This window comes from Streptomyces sp. NBC_00554 (assembly GCF_041431135.1).
GTDB lineage: Bacteria > Actinomycetota > Actinomycetes > Streptomycetales > Streptomycetaceae > Streptomyces.
Genome location: NZ_CP107799.1, coordinates 1,003,300 through 1,022,884, shown reverse-complemented (window position 1 = coordinate 1,022,884; position 19,585 = coordinate 1,003,300). Strand labels below are relative to the sequence as shown.

General features: G+C 71.7%; 14 protein-coding genes. 6 read left to right on the top strand and 8 right to left on the bottom strand.

The genetic code is table 11. The annotated features are described in order from the left end of the window. Positions 1-90 precede the first annotated feature (90 nt). A complete protein-coding gene (locus OG266_RS04710) occupies positions 91-870 on the top strand; it encodes an SDR family NAD(P)-dependent oxidoreductase (protein WP_371543074.1) in 780 nt (259 codons plus the stop codon). Between the two features lie 121 nt (positions 871-991). Here the strand turns inward: OG266_RS04710 and OG266_RS04705 are convergent, their stop codons facing one another. After that, positions 992-1,876 (bottom strand): LysR family transcriptional regulator, encoded by an 885-nt coding sequence (locus tag OG266_RS04705; RefSeq protein WP_266472333.1) that lies wholly within the window; start codon positions 1,874-1,876, stop codon positions 992-994. Positions 1,877-1,997: 121 nt separating this feature from the next. On the opposite strand from OG266_RS04705, the gene OG266_RS04700 reads away from it, so the two are divergent. From OG266_RS04700 to OG266_RS04680, 5 genes are all read left to right on the top strand, one after another. Next, positions 1,998-2,669, top strand: coding sequence for a succinate dehydrogenase (locus OG266_RS04700; RefSeq protein ID WP_371543070.1), 672 nt, complete (start codon positions 1,998-2,000; stop codon positions 2,667-2,669). 2 nt (positions 2,670-2,671) lie between these two features. Then, on the top strand, positions 2,672-4,621 hold the full coding sequence (locus OG266_RS04695; protein ID WP_371543068.1) for a fumarate reductase/succinate dehydrogenase flavoprotein subunit: 1,950 nt from the start codon (positions 2,672-2,674) through the stop codon (positions 4,619-4,621). Then, positions 4,618-5,367, top strand: a complete 750-nt coding sequence (locus tag OG266_RS04690) for a succinate dehydrogenase/fumarate reductase iron-sulfur subunit (RefSeq protein ID WP_371543066.1) — start codon at positions 4,618-4,620, stop codon at positions 5,365-5,367. The genes OG266_RS04695 and OG266_RS04690 overlap by 4 nt, the downstream gene beginning before the upstream one ends. A 261-nt stretch (positions 5,368-5,628) precedes the next feature. Beyond that, a complete protein-coding gene (locus tag OG266_RS04685) occupies positions 5,629-6,399 on the top strand; it encodes a GNAT family N-acetyltransferase (protein WP_371543063.1) in 771 nt (256 codons plus the stop codon). Continuing rightward, positions 6,399-7,430: a lysophospholipid acyltransferase family protein gene (locus tag OG266_RS04680; RefSeq protein WP_371543061.1), complete on the top strand. Its 1,032-nt coding sequence runs from the start codon at positions 6,399-6,401 to the stop codon at positions 7,428-7,430. Before OG266_RS04685 ends, OG266_RS04680 begins: the two co-directional genes overlap by 1 nt. On the opposite strand, the gene OG266_RS04675 is transcribed toward OG266_RS04680, so the two are convergent. The 7 genes from OG266_RS04675 to OG266_RS04645 all read right to left on the bottom strand — a co-directional run bounded on the left by OG266_RS04675 (position 7,418) and on the right by OG266_RS04645 (position 19,569). Next, positions 7,418-9,766, bottom strand: a complete 2,349-nt coding sequence (locus OG266_RS04675) for an ATP-binding cassette domain-containing protein (protein ID WP_371543059.1) — start codon at positions 9,764-9,766, stop codon at positions 7,418-7,420. The two genes, OG266_RS04680 and OG266_RS04675, sit on opposite strands and share 13 nt — an antisense overlap. 41 nt (positions 9,767-9,807) lie before the next feature. Continuing rightward, entirely contained in the window at positions 9,808-10,842 is a 1,035-nt protein-coding gene (locus tag OG266_RS04670) for an LLM class flavin-dependent oxidoreductase (protein ID WP_371543057.1), read from the bottom strand. Positions 10,843-10,924: 82 nt separating this feature from the next. Further along, complete coding sequence (locus OG266_RS04665; protein WP_371543054.1) at positions 10,925-12,832, bottom strand: ABC transporter ATP-binding protein; 1,908 nt, start codon at positions 12,830-12,832, stop codon at positions 10,925-10,927. Continuing rightward, on the bottom strand, positions 12,829-14,022 hold the full coding sequence (locus OG266_RS04660; RefSeq protein ID WP_371543051.1) for a glycosyltransferase: 1,194 nt from the start codon (positions 14,020-14,022) through the stop codon (positions 12,829-12,831). Before OG266_RS04660 ends, OG266_RS04665 begins: the two co-directional genes overlap by 4 nt. Continuing rightward, complete coding sequence (locus OG266_RS04655; RefSeq protein WP_371543048.1) at positions 14,023-14,820, bottom strand: alpha/beta fold hydrolase; 798 nt, start codon at positions 14,818-14,820, stop codon at positions 14,023-14,025. Between the two features lie 2 nt (positions 14,821-14,822). After that, on the bottom strand, positions 14,823-15,152 hold the full coding sequence (locus OG266_RS04650) for a phosphopantetheine-binding protein (protein WP_371543046.1): 330 nt from the start codon (positions 15,150-15,152) through the stop codon (positions 14,823-14,825). After that, a complete protein-coding gene (locus tag OG266_RS04645) occupies positions 15,142-19,569 on the bottom strand; it encodes a beta-ketoacyl synthase N-terminal-like domain-containing protein (protein WP_371552646.1) in 4,428 nt (1,475 codons plus the stop codon). Before OG266_RS04645 ends, OG266_RS04650 begins: the two co-directional genes overlap by 11 nt. Between the last annotated feature and the right edge of the window lie 16 nt (positions 19,570-19,585).

Below are 19,585 nucleotides of genomic sequence, written 5' to 3'. Positions count from 1 at the left end.
GGGTGCCCGCCGCCGGGACACCTCGCGCTCCCGGCCCTTCGTGTGTCTCACTGGTGGAACGCACCTCTCTCAGATGGAGCCGTGGACCGGATGAGCACTGAACTTCAGGGCAGGACCGCCGTCGTCACCGGAGCCAGCAAGGGCATCGGTTTCGCGATCACCGAGGCGCTGGTCGAAGCGGGCGCGACGGTGATCGCCGGCTCCCGCGGCACGACCCCGGCTCTCGACGCGCTGGTCGACAAGGGACACGTCACCTGGGTGCCGGTCGACCTCGCCGATCCTGCTGCCGCGGGGCGGCTGGTCGAGGCGGCGGGCGGGCGGATCGACATCCTGGTCAACAACGTGGGTACGGCCCCCGCCCGCACCGGCGGCTTCCTGTCGGTGACCGACGAGGAGTGGCGGCGCACCGTCGATCTGAACCTGCTCGCGGCCGTGCGGGTCACCCGTGCGGCGCTGCCGTCGATGCTGGCCGCCGGGCACGGCTCGGTCGTGACGATCGCCTCGGTCAACGCGACCCTGCCCGACCCCCTCGTCATCGACTACAGCGCGGGCAAGGCCGCCCTGGTGGCGTTCTCCAAGGCCTTGTCCAAGGAGGTCGGCCCGAAGGGCATCCGGGTCAACACCGTGAGCCCGGGCCCGGTGGAGACCGAGTTGTGGCTCGGCGGCGGGGGAGTGGCGGCGTCGGTCTCGGCCGCCGCCGGGATCACCGCCGCCGACGTGGTCGCCCAGGCCTCCGAAGCGACCGTCACCGGCCGCTTCTCCAAGCCCTCCGAGATCGCCGACCTGGTTCTCTTCCTCGCCGGGGACCGCGCGAGCAACATCACGGGCAGCGACTTCATCATCGACGGCGGCCTCATCCCCACCTGGTGAACCGGGCCCGTTCGGGCCCCGTAAGGGGCGCGGGGAACTGCGCGACCAGCCACAGACGACCCGCAGCCCTGCACGGCGCTGATAAGTAAGGCGCTGAAGGGGGACGTCTCCCAGCGGAGGGTCACCGCTCAAGCAGCATCCGCTGAAGCTCCCTGGCCGCCCGAGGCGGAGCCACATCGCTGCGGTGCGCCAGCGCGATAGTCCGATGGAGTCCGGGCCGCGCCAGCGGAGTCACCCGCAGCCCGCGCCCGGACCGGGTGGCGACCATGCGCGGTACGACGGCCACGCCGAGCCCCGCCCGGACGAAGCCCAGGACCGCGTCCATCTCGCCGCCCTCGACGGCGAAGTCGGGCTCGAAACCCTCGGCGCGGCACGCGGCGACCGTCAGTTCGCGCAGGTCGTAGCCGTGCCGGAACATCACCAGGCGTTCGCTCTCCAGATCGGAGATCCGGACGTTGCGGCGGCCCCCTCCGGGTGCGGACGCGTCCGGTGACGACACCACCACCAGGTCCTCGCGGAGTACCTCCACGGTGGTCAGCGCGGGGGACGGCGTGGGCAGCGGCAGGACGACCAGGGCGAGGTCGAGGGCGCCGCGGGCGAGCTCCCGTACGAGGTCGTGGGAACCGCCCTCCTCGATCAGCAGCCGGATGCCCGGATAGCGGTCGTGGAAGGCGCGCAGCACGTCCGGGAGCAGGCCCGTGCACAGGCTCGGGGTCGCGCCGAGACGGACCCGGCCACTGCGCAGCTGGGCCAGCTCCTGCACCTCCTGCCGGGCCGTGTCCGCGTCGGCGAGGATGCGCCGGGCCAGCGGGAGGAGTGCCTCCCCGGCGTCCGTGAGCGTGATGTTGCCGCGCGCCCGCAGGAACAGGTCCGCCCCCAACTCCCGCTCCAGCGCCTTGATCTGCTGGGAGAGCGAGGGCTGCGCGACATGGACCAGGTCGGCGGCCCGGGTGAAGTGCCGGGTCTCGGCGACCGCCACGAAGTACTGGAGCTGTTGGAAGTGCACAGCAGCCACGATAGGCCATGCCTATGGAATCGAGCCGGACCATGTCTTGGACCGATCGGCACTTCGGGCCCTAGCGTGCTGTTCCATGGCTCTGGCAACGCGGACGGACCGAAAACCGTCCTTGACGCGCACCGTGTGGGACTCGTCCGTCGGCAAGAAGACCGTGATGGCCGTCAGCGGCCTGATCATGCTGCTCTACCTGGTCGTCCATATGCTCGGCAACCTGAAGATCTTCTTCGGTCCTGGCGAGTTCAACCACTACGCGCACTGGCTGCGCACCCTCGGTGAGCCCTTCCTGCACTACGAGTGGGCGCTGTGGATCATCCGCGTCGCCCTCGTCGTCGCCGTCGTCGCGCACGCCACCGCCGCCTACCAGCTGAGCCGCCGCGACATCAGGGCCCGCCCCAGCAAGTACGTGCACAAGAAGGCACGGGCCAGCTATGCCACCCGCACCATGCGCTGGGGCGGGATCATCCTCGGCCTGTTCATCGTCTGGCACATCCTCGACCTGACGACCGGCACCGTGCACCCGGACGGCTTCCAGTCCGGACACCCGTACCAGAACGTCATCGACACCTTCTCGACCTGGTACGGCGACACCATCTACATCGTCGCGATGCTCGCGCTCGGCCTGCACATCCGGCACGGCTTCTGGAGCGCCGCACAGACACTGGGCGCCGGCAGCCGCTCCCGCGACCGCGCCCTCAAGACCATCGCCAACGCCCTAGCGCTGGTGCTGACGGCGGGCTTCCTCGCCGTACCCGTCGGCGTCATGACCGGATTGGTGAGCTGACCATGACCTCCTACGCAGACTTCACGACCGGTGAGCCGGTCGTCGACGGCAAGGCCCCGCAGGGCCCGGTCAACGAACGCTGGGACACCCGCCGTTTCGAGGCCAAGCTCGTCAACCCCGCCAACCGCCGCAAGCACACGGTGATCGTCGTCGGCACCGGCCTCGCGGGCGGCTCCGCCGGCGCCACACTCGCCGAACAGGGCTACCACGTCGTGCAGTTCTGCTACCAGGACTCGCCCCGCCGCGCCCACTCGATCGCCGCGCAGGGCGGCATCAACGCCGCGAAGAACTACCGCAACGACGGCGACTCCGTCCACCGGCTCTTCTACGACACCGTCAAGGGCGGGGACTTCAGGGCGCGGGAGTCCAACGTCCACCGCCTCGCGCAGATCTCGGTCGAGATCATCGACCAGTGCGTCGCGCAGGGCGTGCCCTTCGCGCGTGAGTACGGCGGCCTCCTCGACACCCGTTCCTTCGGCGGCGTCCAGGTGTCCCGGACCTTCTACGCCCGCGGCCAGACGGGCCAGCAGCTCCTTCTCGGCGCCTACCAGGCGCTGTCGCGGCAGATCGCGGCCGGCAACATCGAGATGCACGCGCGGACCGAGATGCTCGACGTGATCGTGGTCGACGGCCGGGCGCGCGGAATCGTCGCCCGCGATCTGATCACCGGGAAGATCGACACGTACTACGCGGACGCCGTTGTGCTCGCCAGCGGTGGCTACGGCAACGTCTTCTACCTCTCCACGAACGCCATGAACTCCAACGCGACCGCGGTCTGGCGGGCGCACCGGCGCGGCGCCTACTTCGCCAACCCCTGCTTCACCCAGATCCACCCCACCTGCATCCCGCGCACCGGCGAACACCAGTCGAAGCTCACCCTGATGAGCGAGTCGCTGCGCAACGACGGCCGGATCTGGGTCCCGAAGGCGCAGGGCGACACCCGTCCCGCGAACGAGATCCCCGAGGACGAGCGCGACTACTACCTGGAGCGCATCTACCCCGCCTTCGGCAACCTCGTGCCCCGCGACATCGCCTCCCGGGCCGCCAAGAACGTCTGCGACGAAGGCCGCGGTGTCGGCCCCGGCGGCCAGGGCGTCTACCTCGACTTCGCCGACGCCATCCAGCGGATGGGCAAGGCCAAGGTCGAGGAGAAGTACGGCAACCTCTTCGACATGTACGCCCGGATCACCGCCGAGGACCCGTACACCGTGCCGATGCGGATCTACCCCGCCGTGCACTACACGATGGGCGGACTGTGGGTCGACTACGACCTCCAGACCACGATCCCCGGCCTGTTCGCGATCGGCGAGGCCAACTTCTCCGACCACGGTGCGAACCGGCTGGGCGCCTCGGCCCTGATGCAGGGCCTCGCGGACGGCTACTTCGTACTCCCCTCCACGATCAACGACTACCTCGCCCGCAACCCGCACCACGAGCAGGTCACCGACGAACACCCCGAGGTCCAGGAGGTGCTGGCCGAGACCGAGGACCGGCTGCGGCTGCTCCTCGCCGTCGACGGCGACCGCACCCCCGACTCCTTCCACCGCGAACTCGGCGAACTCATGTGGGAGTTCTGCGGCATGGCCCGCACGGAGACCGGGCTGCGCAAGGCACTTGAGCGCATCCCGCAGATCCGCGAGGAGTTCTGGCGGCGCATCAAGGTCCCCGGCACCGGCGAGGAGTTCAACCAGTCACTGGAGAAGGCCAACCGGATCATCGACTACATCGAGCTCGCCGAGCTCATGTGCCTCGACGCGCTGAACCGGAGCGAATCCTGCGGCGGACACTTCCGTGAGGAGTCCCAGACGCCGGAAGGCGAAGCGGCCCGCAAGGACGAGGAGTTCTCGTACGCCGCCGCCTGGGAGTTCACCGCCACCGGCGACGCGCCCGTCCTGCACAAGGAAGACCTGGTCTTCGAGTACGTCCACCCCACTCAGCGGAGCTACGCATGAAGCTCACCCTGCGCGTCTGGCGGCAGCGCAACGCCGACGCCGACGGAGCGATGTCCACCTACGAAGTGGACGACATCTCGGCCGACATGTCCTTCCTGGAGATGCTCGACACCCTCAACGAGGAACTCATCCTCAAGGGCGAGGACCCCGTCGCCTTCGACCACGACTGCCGCGAGGGCATCTGCGGCGCCTGTTCGCTCGTCATCAACGGCGACGCGCACGGCCCCGAGCGCGCCACCTCCTGCCAGCTGCACATGCGGTCCTTCCAGGACGGCGACACGATCGACGTCGAACCGTGGCGCGCCTCGGCGTTCCCGGTCGTGAAGGACCTCGTCGTCGACCGGTCGGCCTTCGACCGGATCATCCAGGCAGGCGGCTACATCACCGCCCCGACCGGCGCCGCACCCGAGGCCCACGCGACGGCCGTCCCCAAGCCGGACGCCGACTTCGCCTTCGAACACGCCGAGTGCATCGGCTGCGGCGCCTGCGTCGCGGCCTGCCCCAACGGCGCCGCGATGCTGTTCACATCGGCGAAGATCAACCACCTCAACGTCCTGCCGCAGGGCGCGCCCGAGCGCGAGACCCGGGTCCTCGACATGGTGGCGCAGATGGACGACGAGGGCTTCGGCGGCTGCACCCTCGCCGGAGAGTGCGCGACCGCCTGCCCGAAGGGGATCCCGCTGGTATCCATCACCAGCATGAACAAGGAGTGGCTGCGCGCGACCCGGAAGTCGGGCAAGCGGTAGCCGTAGGACGTTCGCCGTCAATGTGCGGACGGGCGGGACCGGGGGTGGTGCTCAGCCCCGGTCCCGTCTCGCAACTCCGGAGCGACGGATTCCGCAGAAGGACTCGTTCCGGCCGTCCCCTGGCATTCAGCATCCTCACATCCTGGCTCTCGGCACAGGTCACGCGTACGCCAACCGGCGTCGGAAGAACAGGAGCGCGCAGGCCGAACAGATCCGGCCTGCCACCGCTCCGCCGAACCGGCCCGTGACCAGGAGAGTGCCATGAACGGCGTTTCCACCCTCGACAGCCCCCCACTGTCGACCGCCCCCACCCGCTACACCGTGACCCTCGCCCGCGACGAGGACGACGTCCGCGCCGCACAGCGGCTGCGCCACGACGTGTTCGCGGGAGAGATGGGCGCCCTGCTGACCACCCCCCAGCCGGGTCTCGACATCGACGCCTTCGACGCCTACTGCGATCACCTCATGGTCCGCGACACGGAGACCGGTCAGGTCGTCGGAACCTACCGGCTGCTGCCGCCCGAGCGGGCCGCGGTCGCCGGACGCCTGTACTCGGAGAACGAGTTCGACCTCGGCCCGCTGGCCGGAATCCGCTCCGGACTCGTCGAGGTCGGCCGCTCCTGCGTGCACCCCGACCACCGCGACGGCGCCGTCATCGGTCTCATCTGGGCCGGGATAGCCCGCTACATGGTCGAGGGCGGCCACGAGTGGCTGGCCGGCTGCTGCTCCATCCCGCTCGCCGACGGCGGCGCGCTCGCCGCGGGCACATGGGACCGGGTCCAGGCCAAGCACCTGGCGCCCGAGGAGTTCCGCGTACGGCCGCTGCTGCCCTGGAGCGCGGACGGCATCGCCCGGCCCGCACGCACGGAGCTCCCGCCGCTGCTGCGCGGCTATCTGAGGCTTGGTGCCTGGGTGTGCGCGGAGCCCGCGCACGACGCCGACTTCGGCGTCGCCGACCTGTACGTGCTGCTGTCCATGCGCAACGTCAACCCGCGCTACCTCCGGCACTTCCTCTCGCTCGTACCGGCCTGATGAACGCCTCCCGCACCGGCGTCATGGGCGCCACTCGCAACGGGGTCATCCGCGCGTCCCGGGTGGGCGTGATACTGCGCCCTCGCCGCGACACGGCGGCGCTCGTCAACCCGGGTGTCGCCACGGCGGCCTTCCCGGCCACCACCACGAAGGTGCCGTCGCCGCGCCGGGCCGGCGTGCGGCCGGTCGCGTTCCGGCCCGTCCAGACGCCCAGCAGCGCCTGGCTGCCCAGCGCGCCGTGCACCCCGCGCCTCTGCCTGGAGTCCACGGGGTCGATGGCCGGCGTGCCGCGCGCCGTGCTGCGCCTGGCCACCCTGCTGTTCGTGCTCACTTTCGGGATCGTGCTGATTCCGGTCGTCGGACGGATCCCGGCCGCGCCGCGCGACCGGCTCATCAGGGCGTGGTGCCGGACCATCGTGCGGGCCGCGGGCGTGCGCCTGCGGATCACCGGTGACACCCCGCCCGCCGGCGGCCTGCTGGTGGTCGCCAACCACATCTCCTGGATGGACATCCCGCTGCTCGCCGCCGTCCGACCCGGACGGATGATCGCCAAGGCCGAGATCCGGCAGTGGCCCGTGGCGGGCGCGCTGACCGCGAGCAGCGGCGCGCTGTTCATCGAACGCGACCGGCTGCGCGCGCTGCCGCGGACGGTCGAGCGGATCGCGGACACCCTCCGCGAAGGGTCCACGATGGTGGTGTTCCCCGAAGGCAGCACCTGGTGCGGCCGGGCACAGGGGTACTTCCGCCGGGCCGTCTTCCAGGCCGCCCTCGACGCCGGCGTGCCGGTCCAGCCGGTACGCATCCACTACCGGCTGGACGGGGGAGCGGCGAGCACCGCGCCCGCCTTCGTGGGCAGCGATTCCCTGCTCACCTCGGTGTGGCGGGTCGTGTCGGCCCGCTTCCTGGTCGCGGAGCTGGACCTGCGGCCCGTACTCGCACCGGGCGACCACGCCGACCGCCGCGACCTGGCCCACGCCGCGCAAGGAGGGCTGCGGTCGCCGGGCCCGCACGCACACCCCTACGGGGCCTGAGGAAGCGCGCGGGCGAGATAGGGAGCCGTGGTGCTCCCCTCCGCCCGTGCCACCTCGGCCGGCGGCCCCGCCGCGACGATCCGGCCGCCCGCGTCACCACCGCCCGGACCCAGATCGATCACCCAGTCCGCGCCCGCGACCACCGCCATGTCGTGTTCGACGACCACGACGGTGTGGCCCGCGTCGACCAGACCGTGCAACTGGCGCAGCAGCACCTCGACATCGGCCGGGTGCAGCCCGGTCGTCGGCTCGTCGAGGAGATAGAGCGTGTGGCCACGGCGCACCCGCTGCAACTCGCTGGCCAACTTGATCCGTTGGGCCTCGCCGCCGGACAACTCGGTGGCGGGCTGGCCCAGTCGCAGATAGCCGAGGCCGACGTCGAGGAGTGTGCTGAGGCTGCGCGCGACGGCGGGAGTGTCCCCGAAGAACTCCGCCGCGGCCTCCACCGTCAGGTCAAGCACCTGCCCGATGTTCCGTCCGCGGTACGCCACTTCGAGCGTTTCGAGGTTGTAGCGCGCCCCGCCGCAGACCGGGCACGGCGTGTAGGTGCTCGGCAGGAAGAGCAGCTCGACACTGACGAACCCCTCGCCCTGACAGGTCTCGCAGCGCCCGCCCGCGACATTGAAGGAGAAGCGCCCCACGCCGTAGCCGCGCTTCTTCGCCTCCTCCGTCGCGGCGAACACCTTGCGTACGACGTCGAAGAGCCCCGTGTACGTCGCCAGATTCGAGCGCGGGGTACGGCCGATGGGCCTCTGGTCGACGGAGACGAGGCGGCCGACGCCCGCCAGATCCTCCGTCACCTCGCCGATGAGCGTGGACTTGCCGGAGCCGGACACGCCGGTGACGGCGGTGAACACGCCGAGCGGGAACTCGGCCGTCACCCCGCGCAGGTTGTGCCGGGTGACCGGACCGACCTCCAACTGGCCGCGCGGTGCCCGTACTTCACGCAGCGGAGTGGGGGAGCGGTCGAAGAGGAAGCGGGCCGTCGCCGACTCCTCGGCCCTGGCCAGGTCCGCCACCGGACCGCTGTGCAGCACCCGTCCGCCGTGCTCGCCCGCGTGCGGGCCCACGTCGACGATCCAGTCGGCGCCGCGTACGACGTCGAGGTGGTGCTCGACGACGAACACCGAGTTGCCGGCCGACTTCAGCCGGTCCAGGACCGTGAGCAGGGCCTCCGTGTCCGCCGGGTGCAGCCCGGCGGACGGCTCGTCGAGGACGTACACGACTCCGAAGAGCCCGGACCGCAACTGCGACGCCAGCCGCAGGCGTTGCAGTTCGCCCGCCGACAGGGTGGGGGTGGCGCGGTCGAGACCTAGGTAGCCGAGGCCGAGTTCGAGGACGGGCGCGATACGGGCCTTCAGGTCCTCGGTGAGGACGCGGGCGGGCTCGGAGTCGGCCGTGAGCGACTCAGCCAGGTCAGTCAGCGGCAGCGCGGCCAGTTCGGCGATCGTCCGCCCCGCGAACGTCACCGCGAGCGCCTCGGGACGCAGCCTGCTGCCCCCGCACACCGGGCAGGGCGCGCTGGTGAGGAAGCGCTCGGCCCTGGCCCGCAAGGTCTGGCTCTTCGAATCCGAGAACGTCTTCATGACATAGCGCCGGGCACTCATGTACGTGCCCTGGTAGGGGCGTTGGATCCGTCCCGCGTCCCGCACCGGGTGCACGGTGACGACTGGCTGTTCGTCCGTGAACAGGATCCACTCCCGGTCCTCGGCGGGCAGTTCGCGCCACGGTCGGTCCACGTCGTGGCCCAGTGTGTCCAGGACGTCGCGCAGGTTCTTGCCCTGCCAGGCGCCCGGCCATGCGGCGATCGCGCCCTCACGGATCGACAGCGAGGGATCCGGGACCAGCGACTCCTCAGTCGTACGGTGGACTCGACCGAGTCCGTGGCACTCCGGGCAGGCCCCGGCAGCCGTGTTCGGCGAGAAGGCGTCCGAGTCGAGGCGTTCCGCACCCTCCGGGTAGTCGCCCGCGCGCGAGAACAGCATCCGTAGGGAGTTGGAGAGGTTGGTGACCGTGCCGACGGACGAGCGCGAAGTGGGCGCCGAGCGGCGCTGCTGGAGCGAGACCGCGGGCGGCAGACCGGTGATGTCCCCGACCTTCGGCGCCCCGACCTGGTGGATCAGGCGGCGGGCGTACGGGGCGACCGATTCGAAGTAGCGGCGCTGGGCCTCCGCGTAGATCGTCCCGAAGGCCAGCGAGGACTTGCCGGAGCCGGAAACGCCCGTGAAGACGGCCAGAACGTCGCGCGGGATGTCGACGTCCACGCCCTGGAGGTTGTGCTCGCGGGCACCCCGGACGCGGACGTAGGAGTCGTGAAGGCCGTTCGGTGTGGACATCGGCGGGACTCCTGTGAGCGTGGGGGGCAAACCCCACGATTCTAGGTCGAGGCAAGTCCGGCGACCCGGGCGAGCCTCCGGTAGGAGTCCAGGAGGGCGTCCCTGTCGTACGTACTGGTCGTGACCAGCACCTCCTGCGCGCCGGTCTCCTTGATCACCGTCTCCAGTTCATGGGCGACCTGCTCCTCGGTGCCCGCGATGTGCCCGGTCAGACCGGACTCGTAGAAACCCCGTTCCTTGGCGCTCATCGTGAGGCCCTCGACGCGCTCGGCCGGCGGCAGCGGGGGGAACGTGCCGTGGGTGCGGGAGTACGCCATCGACCAGGCCTCGGGGAGCAGCAGACGGTGGGCGTCCTCCGGGGTCGCGGCCACCGCGACCGTGCCGGAGATGACGACGTACGGCTCCCGGGCCCAGAGGGAGGGGCGGAACGTCTCGCGGTAGTGATCGATCCCGCGCCGCATCCTGTCCCGGTTCCGGAGGTCGCCGATGACCATGGGCAGACCGGCCCGCGCCGCGATCGTCGCGCCCTCGCCCATGGCGAGGATGAAAGGCGGCACGGTCAGGCCTTCGGAGGGGCGGGCGTGCGCCCCGGTCGACGACGTCCCGCGGAACCAGCCGAGCAGTTCGGCGAGCTGCGCCGCGAAATCATCGGCGTCGTCCTTGTCCCGGCCGAGCGCCTTGCGCACACCGTCCGTGAAGCCGACGGAACGGCCGAGTCCCATGTCGATCCGGCCGGGGAACAAGGACTCCAGGACGCCGAACTGCTCGGCCACGACCAGCGGTTGGTGGTTCGGCAGCATCACACCGCCGGTGCCGACCCGGATCCAGCGGGTGGCGGCGGCGACCGCGGCGGCCAGCACGGTCGGCGCGGACCCGGCGACACCGGGGACGCCGTGGTGCTCCGACACCCAGACACGGTGGTAGCCAAGCGCCTCCAGGTCCTGGGCCAGCCGTACGGTGTCGCGCAGGGCCTCGGGAGCGTCGTGGCCCTCGCGGGTACGGGAGCGGTCGAGCACGGAGAAGCGGACGGCTTCATGGCGCGGCCCCTGTGACGTGGGGTGCTGCTGGCTCGGCATGGGTGCTCCGGTGGAGATCGGTCGCTGTCGTCTTCACCGTCAACCACGGATCTCCTCCGGTGCTTCCCCTGTACCGCGGCGGTCAGGGCCGGGGCTCGGCCGCCAGGAACTGCGTCGACGCCAGTTCCCGGTAGAGCTCGTCGTCGTCCACGAGGGAGTGGTGGGTGCCGATCGCGCGTACGTCGCCGTGTTCCAGGACCACGATCTGGTCGGCCTCGGTCACCGTGGACAGCCGGTGTGCGATCAGGAGGACCGTGCACTGTCCGGCGGTGCGGCCGATCAGTTCGCTCAGCGCCTGCTCGTTGCGGGCGTCGAGCTGGGCCGTCGCCTCGTCGAGCAGCAGCACCTGAGGGCGGCGCAGCAGGGCGCGGGCGATGGCGAGGCGCTGGCGCTCGCCGCCGGACAGCGTGACGCCGCGCGGGCCCACCGCCGTGTCCAGGCCCATGGGCAGGCGGGCGACCAGGCCGTCGAGGCGGGTGACCGCCAGGGCCTCGGCCAGCTGCTCGGCGGTGGCCGAGGGCGCGGCGTACAGCAGGTTCTCGCGGATGGTGCCGGACATGACCGGGGAGTCCTGCTCGACGTACGCGATACGGCGTCGCACCTCGCCGCGCGGCAGGGTGGAGATGTCCTGGCCGCCGATCCTGATGGTGCCGGCGGTCGGCTCGTAGAAGCGCTGGAGGAGGGAGAAGAGGGTGGTCTTGCCCGCGCCTGACAGGCCGACGAGGGCGGTCTGGGTACCGCCGGGGACGGTGAAGCTGACGCCCCGCAGGGCGGGGGCGCGGCCGGGGTAGGTGAACTCGACCCCGGTCAGCTCGATGTCCGGCGGTGGGCCGGAGACGGTGGCGGACGGGGAGTCGGTGTCCGGCGCCGGGCCGGAGGCGGTGGCGGCCGCGGAGCCGATGTACGGCGCAGGGCCGGAGCCGGTGAGGGCCGGCGAGTCGATGTCGTCCTCGACCGGCAGTCCGGCGGCTTCCTGGATTCTGCCCACCGCGCCCAGACCCTGCTGCAGCTGGGCGGCGCCGCCGACGAGCTGGGAGACCGGGATCGCCAGGAAGAACACGTACAGCAGGAAGGCGATCAGCTCGGAGACCGACATGGTGCCGTTCGCCACGAAGGCGCCGCCGACGCCGAGCACCACGAGGAACGCGGTCTGGATGGAGGCGCCGCCGACCATGGCGACCAGGGCGCTGTATCGGGCGCCGACGAGTCCGGCCGCGTACGCCTCGTCGACCGCCTCCTCGGCGGCGCGCGTCTCGCGGCCCTCGGCGCCGTTGGCCTTGACCGTGCGGGCCGCGCCGAGGGTGCGGTCGAGGACGGCGCCGACCGCGCCGACGGACGTCTGGGAACGGGCCACCGCTGCCTTGATCCGGGGCAGGATCATCGTGATCACGATGCCCACCAGGGCCAGGACCAGCATGGTGACGCCCAGGAGGCGTGCGTCGAGCGTCGCCATCATGATCAGGGTCCCGGCGAAGGTCAGTACGCCGTTGACGGTCATGATGAGGCCTTCGGTGGCGGCGCTCTTGAGTAGTGTGCTGTCGGACGTGACGCGGGCGATGAGGTCGCCGGGCGCCCGTTGGTCGAGTTCGGAGACCCGCAGCCGGATCAGCCGGTGCACCAGCCCTCTCCTGACCTGGCGGACCACCCGCTCCGAAGTCCTCTGCTGGAGCCAGGCGTTGACCCCGGTGAGCAGCGCGCCCGCCGCCAGGAACGCGGCGAGCAGTGCGACCGGTGCGGCGACATCGGCGCCCTTGTCGAGCCGGTCCAGGATCGTCTGGGCGAACTTCGGCTGGGCCAGGCCCGAGACGCTGGCCAGGAGGGTGAGGACGAGGGAGAGGAGCAACACCCGCCAGTGCGGCCTGGCGTAGCCGATCAGGGCGGCCAACGTGCCGGTGGGGGCGTCTGGTTCGGCAGCGGGCGTGATGGGCCGGTCAACGGGCGTGCCGGTGCCAATGCTGGGCCGGTCAACGGCCGTGCTGTTCTCGGTCATGCGCCTCGTACTCCGGTCACGGCCGACACGGCCGACACTGTTTCGAGCCGGGTCGCGGCGGCCGCGCTGCCGCCCGCCGCCCGGAAGGACTCACCGATCGCCTCGGCGGCCTTGCGGTGACCGCCTGCCGGATCGAGCACGGCCTCGACCGCGGCACCGATCTTCGCCGCGTCGGCCCGCCCGAAGCGCAGCCGCACCCCGGCGCCCGCGTCGACGACCTGACCGGCCACGATCGGCTGGTCGTCCCGGATGGGGGCGACGACGAGAGGGACGCCGTGCCACAGCGCCTCGCAGACGGTGTTGTGACCCGCGTGGCAAACGACGGCGTTCAGCCGTTCCAGCAGGGCGAGTTGAGGCACGTGCGGACGCACCAGGATGTTCTCGGCGACCGGGCCTTCGACGACCCCGCCGGGATCGACGAGCACGGCGCGCACCCGGTCCGCCATCCCGGCGAGCGCCGCGACGGCCGTGTTGAGGAAGCGGGCTCCCGCGTCCGTGTTGGCGGTGCCCAGGCTGACGAGGACGGTGGGCAGCGCGGACGCGTCCAGCCAGTCCCACGGAAAGTCGTCGGGACGCGCCGGGCGGGCGGCCACGGACGGGCCTACCAGCCAGACCCGGTCCGGGAGTTCGGCCGGACCGAGCAGTGCGCGCGTGGTGTACGCCAGCACACCGTGCGGCGAGAAACGGGGATCGGCCTGGCCCGCGCCGCCCGCGATCCGTCCGCGCAGTTCCGCCAGCAGTCCGTCCAGCCAGGCCGCGACCTTGGGCATGCCGGCCAGCGGATCGACCAGTTCCGCGGAGGTGGTGGCAGAGGTCACCCAGGTCCGGCCGAGGGACTCGGCGATCAGCGCGCCCGCCACCGCCTGCTGGTCGGTGACGACGACATCGGGACCGTACGCCTCGATCGCCGCGCGCACCCCGGGCGCCATCGCGTCCGCGAGCGGGATCAGGAAGCTCTCCCAGAGGAACTGGAAGGCGGCGGGGCCCTTGAGCTCGGCGGGCCGGGACGGCGCACCCTCGGGCAGCCCGCAGGGGAAGACGACGGCGTCCGCTCCCGCGAGGCTTCGGATGAGCTCGGGGTGGCCGGCCCAGGCGACGTCGTGCCCGCGGGCCGCCAGCGTCGCCGCGGTGCCCACCGCCGGGTTGACGTGCCCGACCAGCGGAGGCACCACGAACAGGAATCTGCCCATCTAGCGGGCCTCCCGCAGGGCGTGCGTCTCCTGGCCGAACAGCCAGTCGCGCACCAGGTCGTACGTCTCCTTGGTGGCCTCCACCATCAGGGAGTGACCCCGGTCGGGCAGCACGACCGCACGGCAGTCCGCCAGGGCGGCCTCGATCGGGCCGGCCTGTGCGGCGAGTACCGACGCGCCGCCGTAGAGGGCGAAGACGGGGCAGCGGATCGCGGACAGGTCCTCGTCGATGAGCCGGCTCTGCGGGATCTCCTGGGCGACGGTGGTCTCGTCGAGCATCTTTCCGGCGGCCCGGAACGGCCGGGCATTGCGTTCGCCCGGGTTCTCCCGCAGCCACTCGGTGACCCGCTCGATCACCAGGTTGCCCTCCACCAGGCCCGCGTACATGCTCTCCTGCCAGGCCCGGGACGGCGGTTCGGCCTCGATGGCGACGACACTGGCGACCCGCTCGGGGTGGGCGGCGGCCATGGCGTACGCGACGGCGCCGCCGAAGGAGTTGCCGACCAGGTGCACCGGGCGGTCGACCGCCAGTGCGTCGAGCAGCTCGTCGAGGTCGGTGACGAAGTCCTCCATGAGGTAGCCGGTCGGCGGCCGGGAGGTCTTGCCGTGCCCGCGCAGGTCGTACATGACGACGTCCATGCCCTCCTCGGCGAGCCGCGGGGCCAGACTGAAGTAGTAGCTGGCGAGGCTGTCGATGAGCAGGCCGTGGATGAGGACGACGACGGGACGCGGCGCGTCACCGGTGTGGCCGAGGCGCTGGACGTGGACGTCGAGTCCGTTCACCCGGATCGTCGCCACGGTCAGCCCACCTCCGCGACGGCGAGCGAGCCCACCACGTAGCCGACGAGGTCGCCGACGGTCAGCGCGATGATCTCCTCGAGGCCGCGGTCGGCTATGAACGCGGCGAAGTTGACGCGCTCGCCGTAGAACTCGCGCAGCTGCGCCGAGAGCGTGACGAGGTCGATGCTCTCCAGCTCCAGGTCGTCGTGGAACGACGTCTCCAGGGTGATCTCGGAGTCGTCGAGCCCGTACTCCTCCAGGACGGTGCGCAGGATGGCCGAGATCTCCGCGAGTACGGTCGCCCCGTCCGGGGTCGATCGGGGTGCGGCGCCTTCGAGTTCAGTGGTCATCTTCGTTCTCCTGATCGTTGACGGCCGTCCAGGCCACGACGTACTCCTTGCCGGGGTGGCCGGACGGCTGGGGGGCGGTCAGCTCACAGTGCCGGACGCGGTACTCCTCGCCCGCGGTACGGACGGTCAGCAGGGTGCCGTCGGCCGCGGTGATCTCGAACTGCTTGGGCTCGCCGCCGAGTCCGGTGCCGCGCGCCTTCGCGACGGCTTCCTTGGCGGCCCAGAACCGGGTGAACCAGAGCCTGTCGGGGGTTTCCCCCGTGAGTGCGCGGAGCAGTTCGCGCTCGCGCGGGGTGAGGGCGACGGCGAGTGTGCCCTCGGGGCGGTCGATGACCTCCTCGATGTCGATGCCGCAGGGCCCGTCGGTCCTGGCCATCGCCACGGCGGTCTCGCCGCGGTGGGCGAGGGAGACGTGCAGCGCGGGCAAGGTCCTGCCGTAGCCACCGGTGACGAAGGGGCGGCCCGCCGGGTCGTTGCCCACCCGAACCTCGGCGGGGAAGACCGGGCCCGCACCGCCGTCCCACATCAGATGCCGTACCGCGTCCTTGACCGCGATCCGCCCGAGCAGCCACTGCCGTCGGCCACGGGGGGCATGCGCCGCGTACTGTTCGCGCTCCTCGCCCGCCAGGATGTTCCGCATGATCAGTTCACGGGTGGCCAGGTCGGGCCACTCCTCGTGGACCAGTGCCCAGCCGCCCGGCTGCATCAGGGACAGGGTGTGGAGTTCGGGCTCGCGGTCCGCCGCGCGGATACGCGGATTGCTGTCGAAGCGCCGGTCCTGCCAGCCGGTGAACTCCGCCCACACCCGCCCCCGGTGGACCAGTTGCATATCCGCTTCGAGCATGGCGTCGGTGACGGACGTGATCCTGATCAGGCACTCCAGCGGTTCGCCGGGGGAGGGGTGCGGTCCGTGGAAGCGGATCTCCTTCATACCGACGGGGAACACGGTGGTGCGGGCCGGAAGGCTGGACATGATCCAGTAGCCGAGCAGCTGCCCCACGTTGTCGAGCAGCGCGCCCGGCGCCGGCGGGGTGACGAGAACGCCGCGCACATGCCGGTCCCCGATCGCGGTCAGCTCGCTGACGCCCTGGAACCGCGGGCCGTGGAACATCCAGCGGCGGGTGTACAGCTCCGCCGCGGTCAGGTCGGGCTTCCGCTCCTGTGTGGTGGGGAAGGACCAGGGCGCAGCGGGCTCGAACTGCCCGTGGGCGGCGGCGAGTTCGACGACGGCCCGCGCGTAGGACCCGAGCGAGGCGGTGACCCGGTCCGGGTGGTCCGGGCCCTCGGGCACGATCCGTACCGGGATCTCGACCGCCGGAATGGCGGTGATCCACTGATTCAGCCGTACGTCGTGGACGGCCACCGCGCGCCGACCGGGTGCGGCCCGTTCGGCGAACTCCATGAGGTGGGCGATCACTGTGGTGCCGGGGACGACGGGCCAGCTGTCGGCCGGTTCGGCCTGGGCGGGCTGTTTGAAGAAGCAGTGGTCGAGGAGGTACGGCATGGTGTCGACGGAGACGTGGAGGGTGGTTTCGAGGGGGCGGAGCGGACGAGGCCGGGGCGCCGGTTCGGCGGCGGTTCGCGGGGCGGGCCTGAGGCGGCTCGCCGTCACCACGTCCGAGGCGAGTGCGGTCGCGTCACGCAGTAGAGCGGACAACTCCGCTCCCAGCGCGCCCTGTTCGCCGAGTTCGGCCATGCTCGGGCTCGTCTCCGGGCCGGGCGCCCGGTGCCGGGTCAGCGCGGCTCCCACCCTCCGGCGCGTCTCCGCGTCGAGGGACACCATCGCGCCCCCGAGGTCCAGCTTGATCGGATGGCGCCGTCGCACAGGAGCCGCGGTCTCGGGCATGCCCAGCAGCGGCGCGAGCTCCGGCGAGGCTCCGTCCGCCCACAACGCGCTTGCCACCCTGTGCAGTTGGGGAAGCCCCGCCCGATGAGGCGAGTGCGCGGGGACGACGAGGTGCTCGCGCCCGTGGAGTGTGTCGGCGATGAGCGAGCCGAGCTGTCCGGCGCCGAGCTGGACGAAGGCGCGGAAGCCTGCCGCGTACATGGTGTCGACCAGTGGCCGGAAGCGGACCGGTTCCAGCAGATGACGGGTGAACAGGGCGCGGATCGCGGCGGGTTCGGCCGGGTACGGCGCGACGGTCGTCGCGGACCACAGCGGCAGCCGCGCCGGATGCAGGGAGTAGGCCTCCGACGCCTTCCTGATCGGATCCAGATACGGCTCCAGCATCGGCGTGTGGAAGCCGGAGCGGAACGGCAGGATCTGCGAGATCACCGCCCGGGACCGGAACAGGTCGACGAGCTCTCCGACGGCGGTCTCCGGGCCGCAGATCATCGACTGGTTGGGGGAGTTGTCGTGCGAGAGCACCACGTCGCCACGGCCGGACAGTTCCCGCAGCACCTGCTCCGCGGGCGCGCCGATCGCCGCGAAGGCAAGGCCGGGAACGCTCAGTTCGTCGGGGTCGAAGCCGGCGAGGAAGGCGTCGACCTCCGCCGCCGCGTGGATCCCGGCGGCTGCCATGGCCGTCCACTCACCGAGGCTGTGTCCGGCGAGCGCGTCCGGTACGACACCGAGCCGTCGCAGCGCGGCCTCCAGGAGCCGGCCGAGTTCGAAAACGCCGGTGCCCTGTCGGCCCACGTCACCCACGGTGGCGTCGGCGACGTCGGGCAGACCGAAGTGGCGTGCAACATCGGTGGAGTTGGGCGTGAACTCGGCCTCCAGGCCGGGGAAGACGAAGGCGAGCTTGCCGCCGCCGGGGCCAAGGAGCGGGCGCGCCACGAACCACACGTCGTTGCGTCCTCGCCAGCCCTTGCCCTTAGCGACCGCCTTCCGCGCCAGTGCCAGCCGCTTCGCCGTGGGCCCGACGACGGCGAGCCGCACCGGGTCCGCGCCCGGCGTGGCCGCACGCTCGTCGAGACCGGCGGCGAGGAGCGTCGCGTCGTCGCGGTCAAGAAGCGCGGCCATCGCCTCGGTCGTCGGCGCGGTCAGCCGCAGCACCCGCTCCGGCTCGTACACCTCCACCGTCGCCCTGGCCGCTACCTGTTCGAGCACCACATGCGCGTTGATGCCGCCGAACCCGAAGGCGTTCACAGCCGCGCGGCGCACGGGCTGCCGGGTGTCGGTGTGCCAGGGGCGGGCGGTGCCGATCGGGGTGAACCGGGTGCGGGCAAGCGCTGGATGCGGGTCGTCGCAGTGCAAGGTCGGCGGCAGTACCCCGTGGTGGACGGCGAGCGCGGCCTTGACGAGCCCGGCGACGCCCGCGGCGGGCATGGTGTGGCCGATCATCGACTTCACCGAGCCGATGACGGCGGCTGGTTCGTCCGAGTCGACGTCACCCGGCCCGAACACCTCGGCGAGCGTGGTGAGTTCGGTGCCGTCACCGGCCGGGGTGGCCGTGCCGTGCGCTTCCAGGAGCCCGATCGAACCGGGTGCGGCGGGGTCCAGCCCTGCGGCTTCCCAGGCCTGCCGGACCGCGCGGACCTGACCGCCCGAGTCGGGGGCCATCAGACTGGTCGTACGTCCGTCGGAGGCCACGCCGGTTCCGGTGATCGCGGCGTAGACCCGGTCGCCGTCCCGCTCGGCGTCGGCGAGGCGCTTGAGGACGACGACGCCGGTGCCCTCACCGATCAGCACCCCGTCCGCGCCCGTGTGGAACGGCCGGATGCGCTCGCTCGGCGAGAGCGCCCCGAGCTGGCTGAACACACTCCAGAAGGTGATGTCGTGGCAGTGGTGCACCCCGCCCGCGAGCATCAAGTCGCAGCGCCCGCTGGCGAGTTCGCGCACCGCGTGGTCGACGGCGATGAGCGAGGAGGCACAGGCGGCGTCCACGGTGTACGCGGGACCCCGCAGGTCGAGCCGCCCGGCCAGCCGGGACGCGGCGAGGTTGGGCACGAGTCCGATCGAGGACTCCGGCGCCTCCGGCCCGAGCCGGTCGGTGAACGCCTGCCGTACTGCCTCCAGTTGGTCGGCGCCGAGGTCGGGCAGCAGCTCGCCGAGGGTCCGTACGAGCTGGCTCGCGGTGCGGACCCGCTGGTCGAGCCTGACCAGGCCGGGGGTCAGATAGCCGCCGCGTCCGAGTACCACGCCGACCCGGTGCCGGTCGGCGGGCAGCCGGTCCGCGCCGCCCGCGTCGGCGATGGCCTGCGCGGCCACCTTCAGCGCGATGAGCTGGTCGGGCTCGGTGGCCGGCACCGCGGCCGGCATGATCCCGAACTCGGTGACGTCCACCTCGGCCAGCTCGTCCACGAAACCGCCGCGGCGGCAGTAGACCCGGTCCGCGCGGGGCTCGGCACCGGGCGCGTAGTGCTCGTCGGTGTCCCAACGGCCCGGCGGCACCTCGGTGATGGCGTCCACGCCGGAGACCAGGTTCTGCCAGTACGTGGCGAGGTCGGGGGCGCCGGGGAAGAGCACCGACATGCCGACGATGGCGATG

Bases quoted from the DNA above. Each gene is read 5' to 3' on its own strand.
- OG266_RS04710 (WP_371543074.1), top strand. From the start codon at position 91: ATGAGCACTGAACTTCAGGGCAGGACCGCCGTCGTCACCGGAGCCAGC.
- OG266_RS04695 (WP_371543068.1), top strand. From the start codon at position 2,672: ATGACCTCCTACGCAGACTTCACGACCGGTGAGCCGGTCGTCGACGGC.
- OG266_RS04690 (WP_371543066.1), top strand. From the start codon at position 4,618: ATGAAGCTCACCCTGCGCGTCTGGCGGCAGCGCAACGCCGACGCCGAC.
- OG266_RS04685 (WP_371543063.1), top strand. From the start codon at position 5,629: ATGAACGGCGTTTCCACCCTCGACAGCCCCCCACTGTCGACCGCCCCC.
- OG266_RS04680 (WP_371543061.1), top strand. From the start codon at position 6,399: ATGAACGCCTCCCGCACCGGCGTCATGGGCGCCACTCGCAACGGGGTC.
- OG266_RS04675 (WP_371543059.1), bottom strand. From the start codon at position 9,766: ATGTCCACACCGAACGGCCTTCACGACTCCTACGTCCGCGTCCGGGGT.
- OG266_RS04670 (WP_371543057.1), bottom strand. From the start codon at position 10,842: ATGCCGAGCCAGCAGCACCCCACGTCACAGGGGCCGCGCCATGAAGCC.
- OG266_RS04665 (WP_371543054.1), bottom strand. From the start codon at position 12,832: ATGACCGAGAACAGCACGGCCGTTGACCGGCCCAGCATTGGCACCGGC.
- OG266_RS04660 (WP_371543051.1), bottom strand. From the start codon at position 14,022: ATGGGCAGATTCCTGTTCGTGGTGCCTCCGCTGGTCGGGCACGTCAAC.
- OG266_RS04650 (WP_371543046.1), bottom strand. From the start codon at position 15,152: ATGACCACTGAACTCGAAGGCGCCGCACCCCGATCGACCCCGGACGGG.
- OG266_RS04645 (WP_371552646.1), bottom strand. From the start codon at position 19,569: ATGTCGGTGCTCTTCCCCGGCGCCCCCGACCTCGCCACGTACTGGCAG.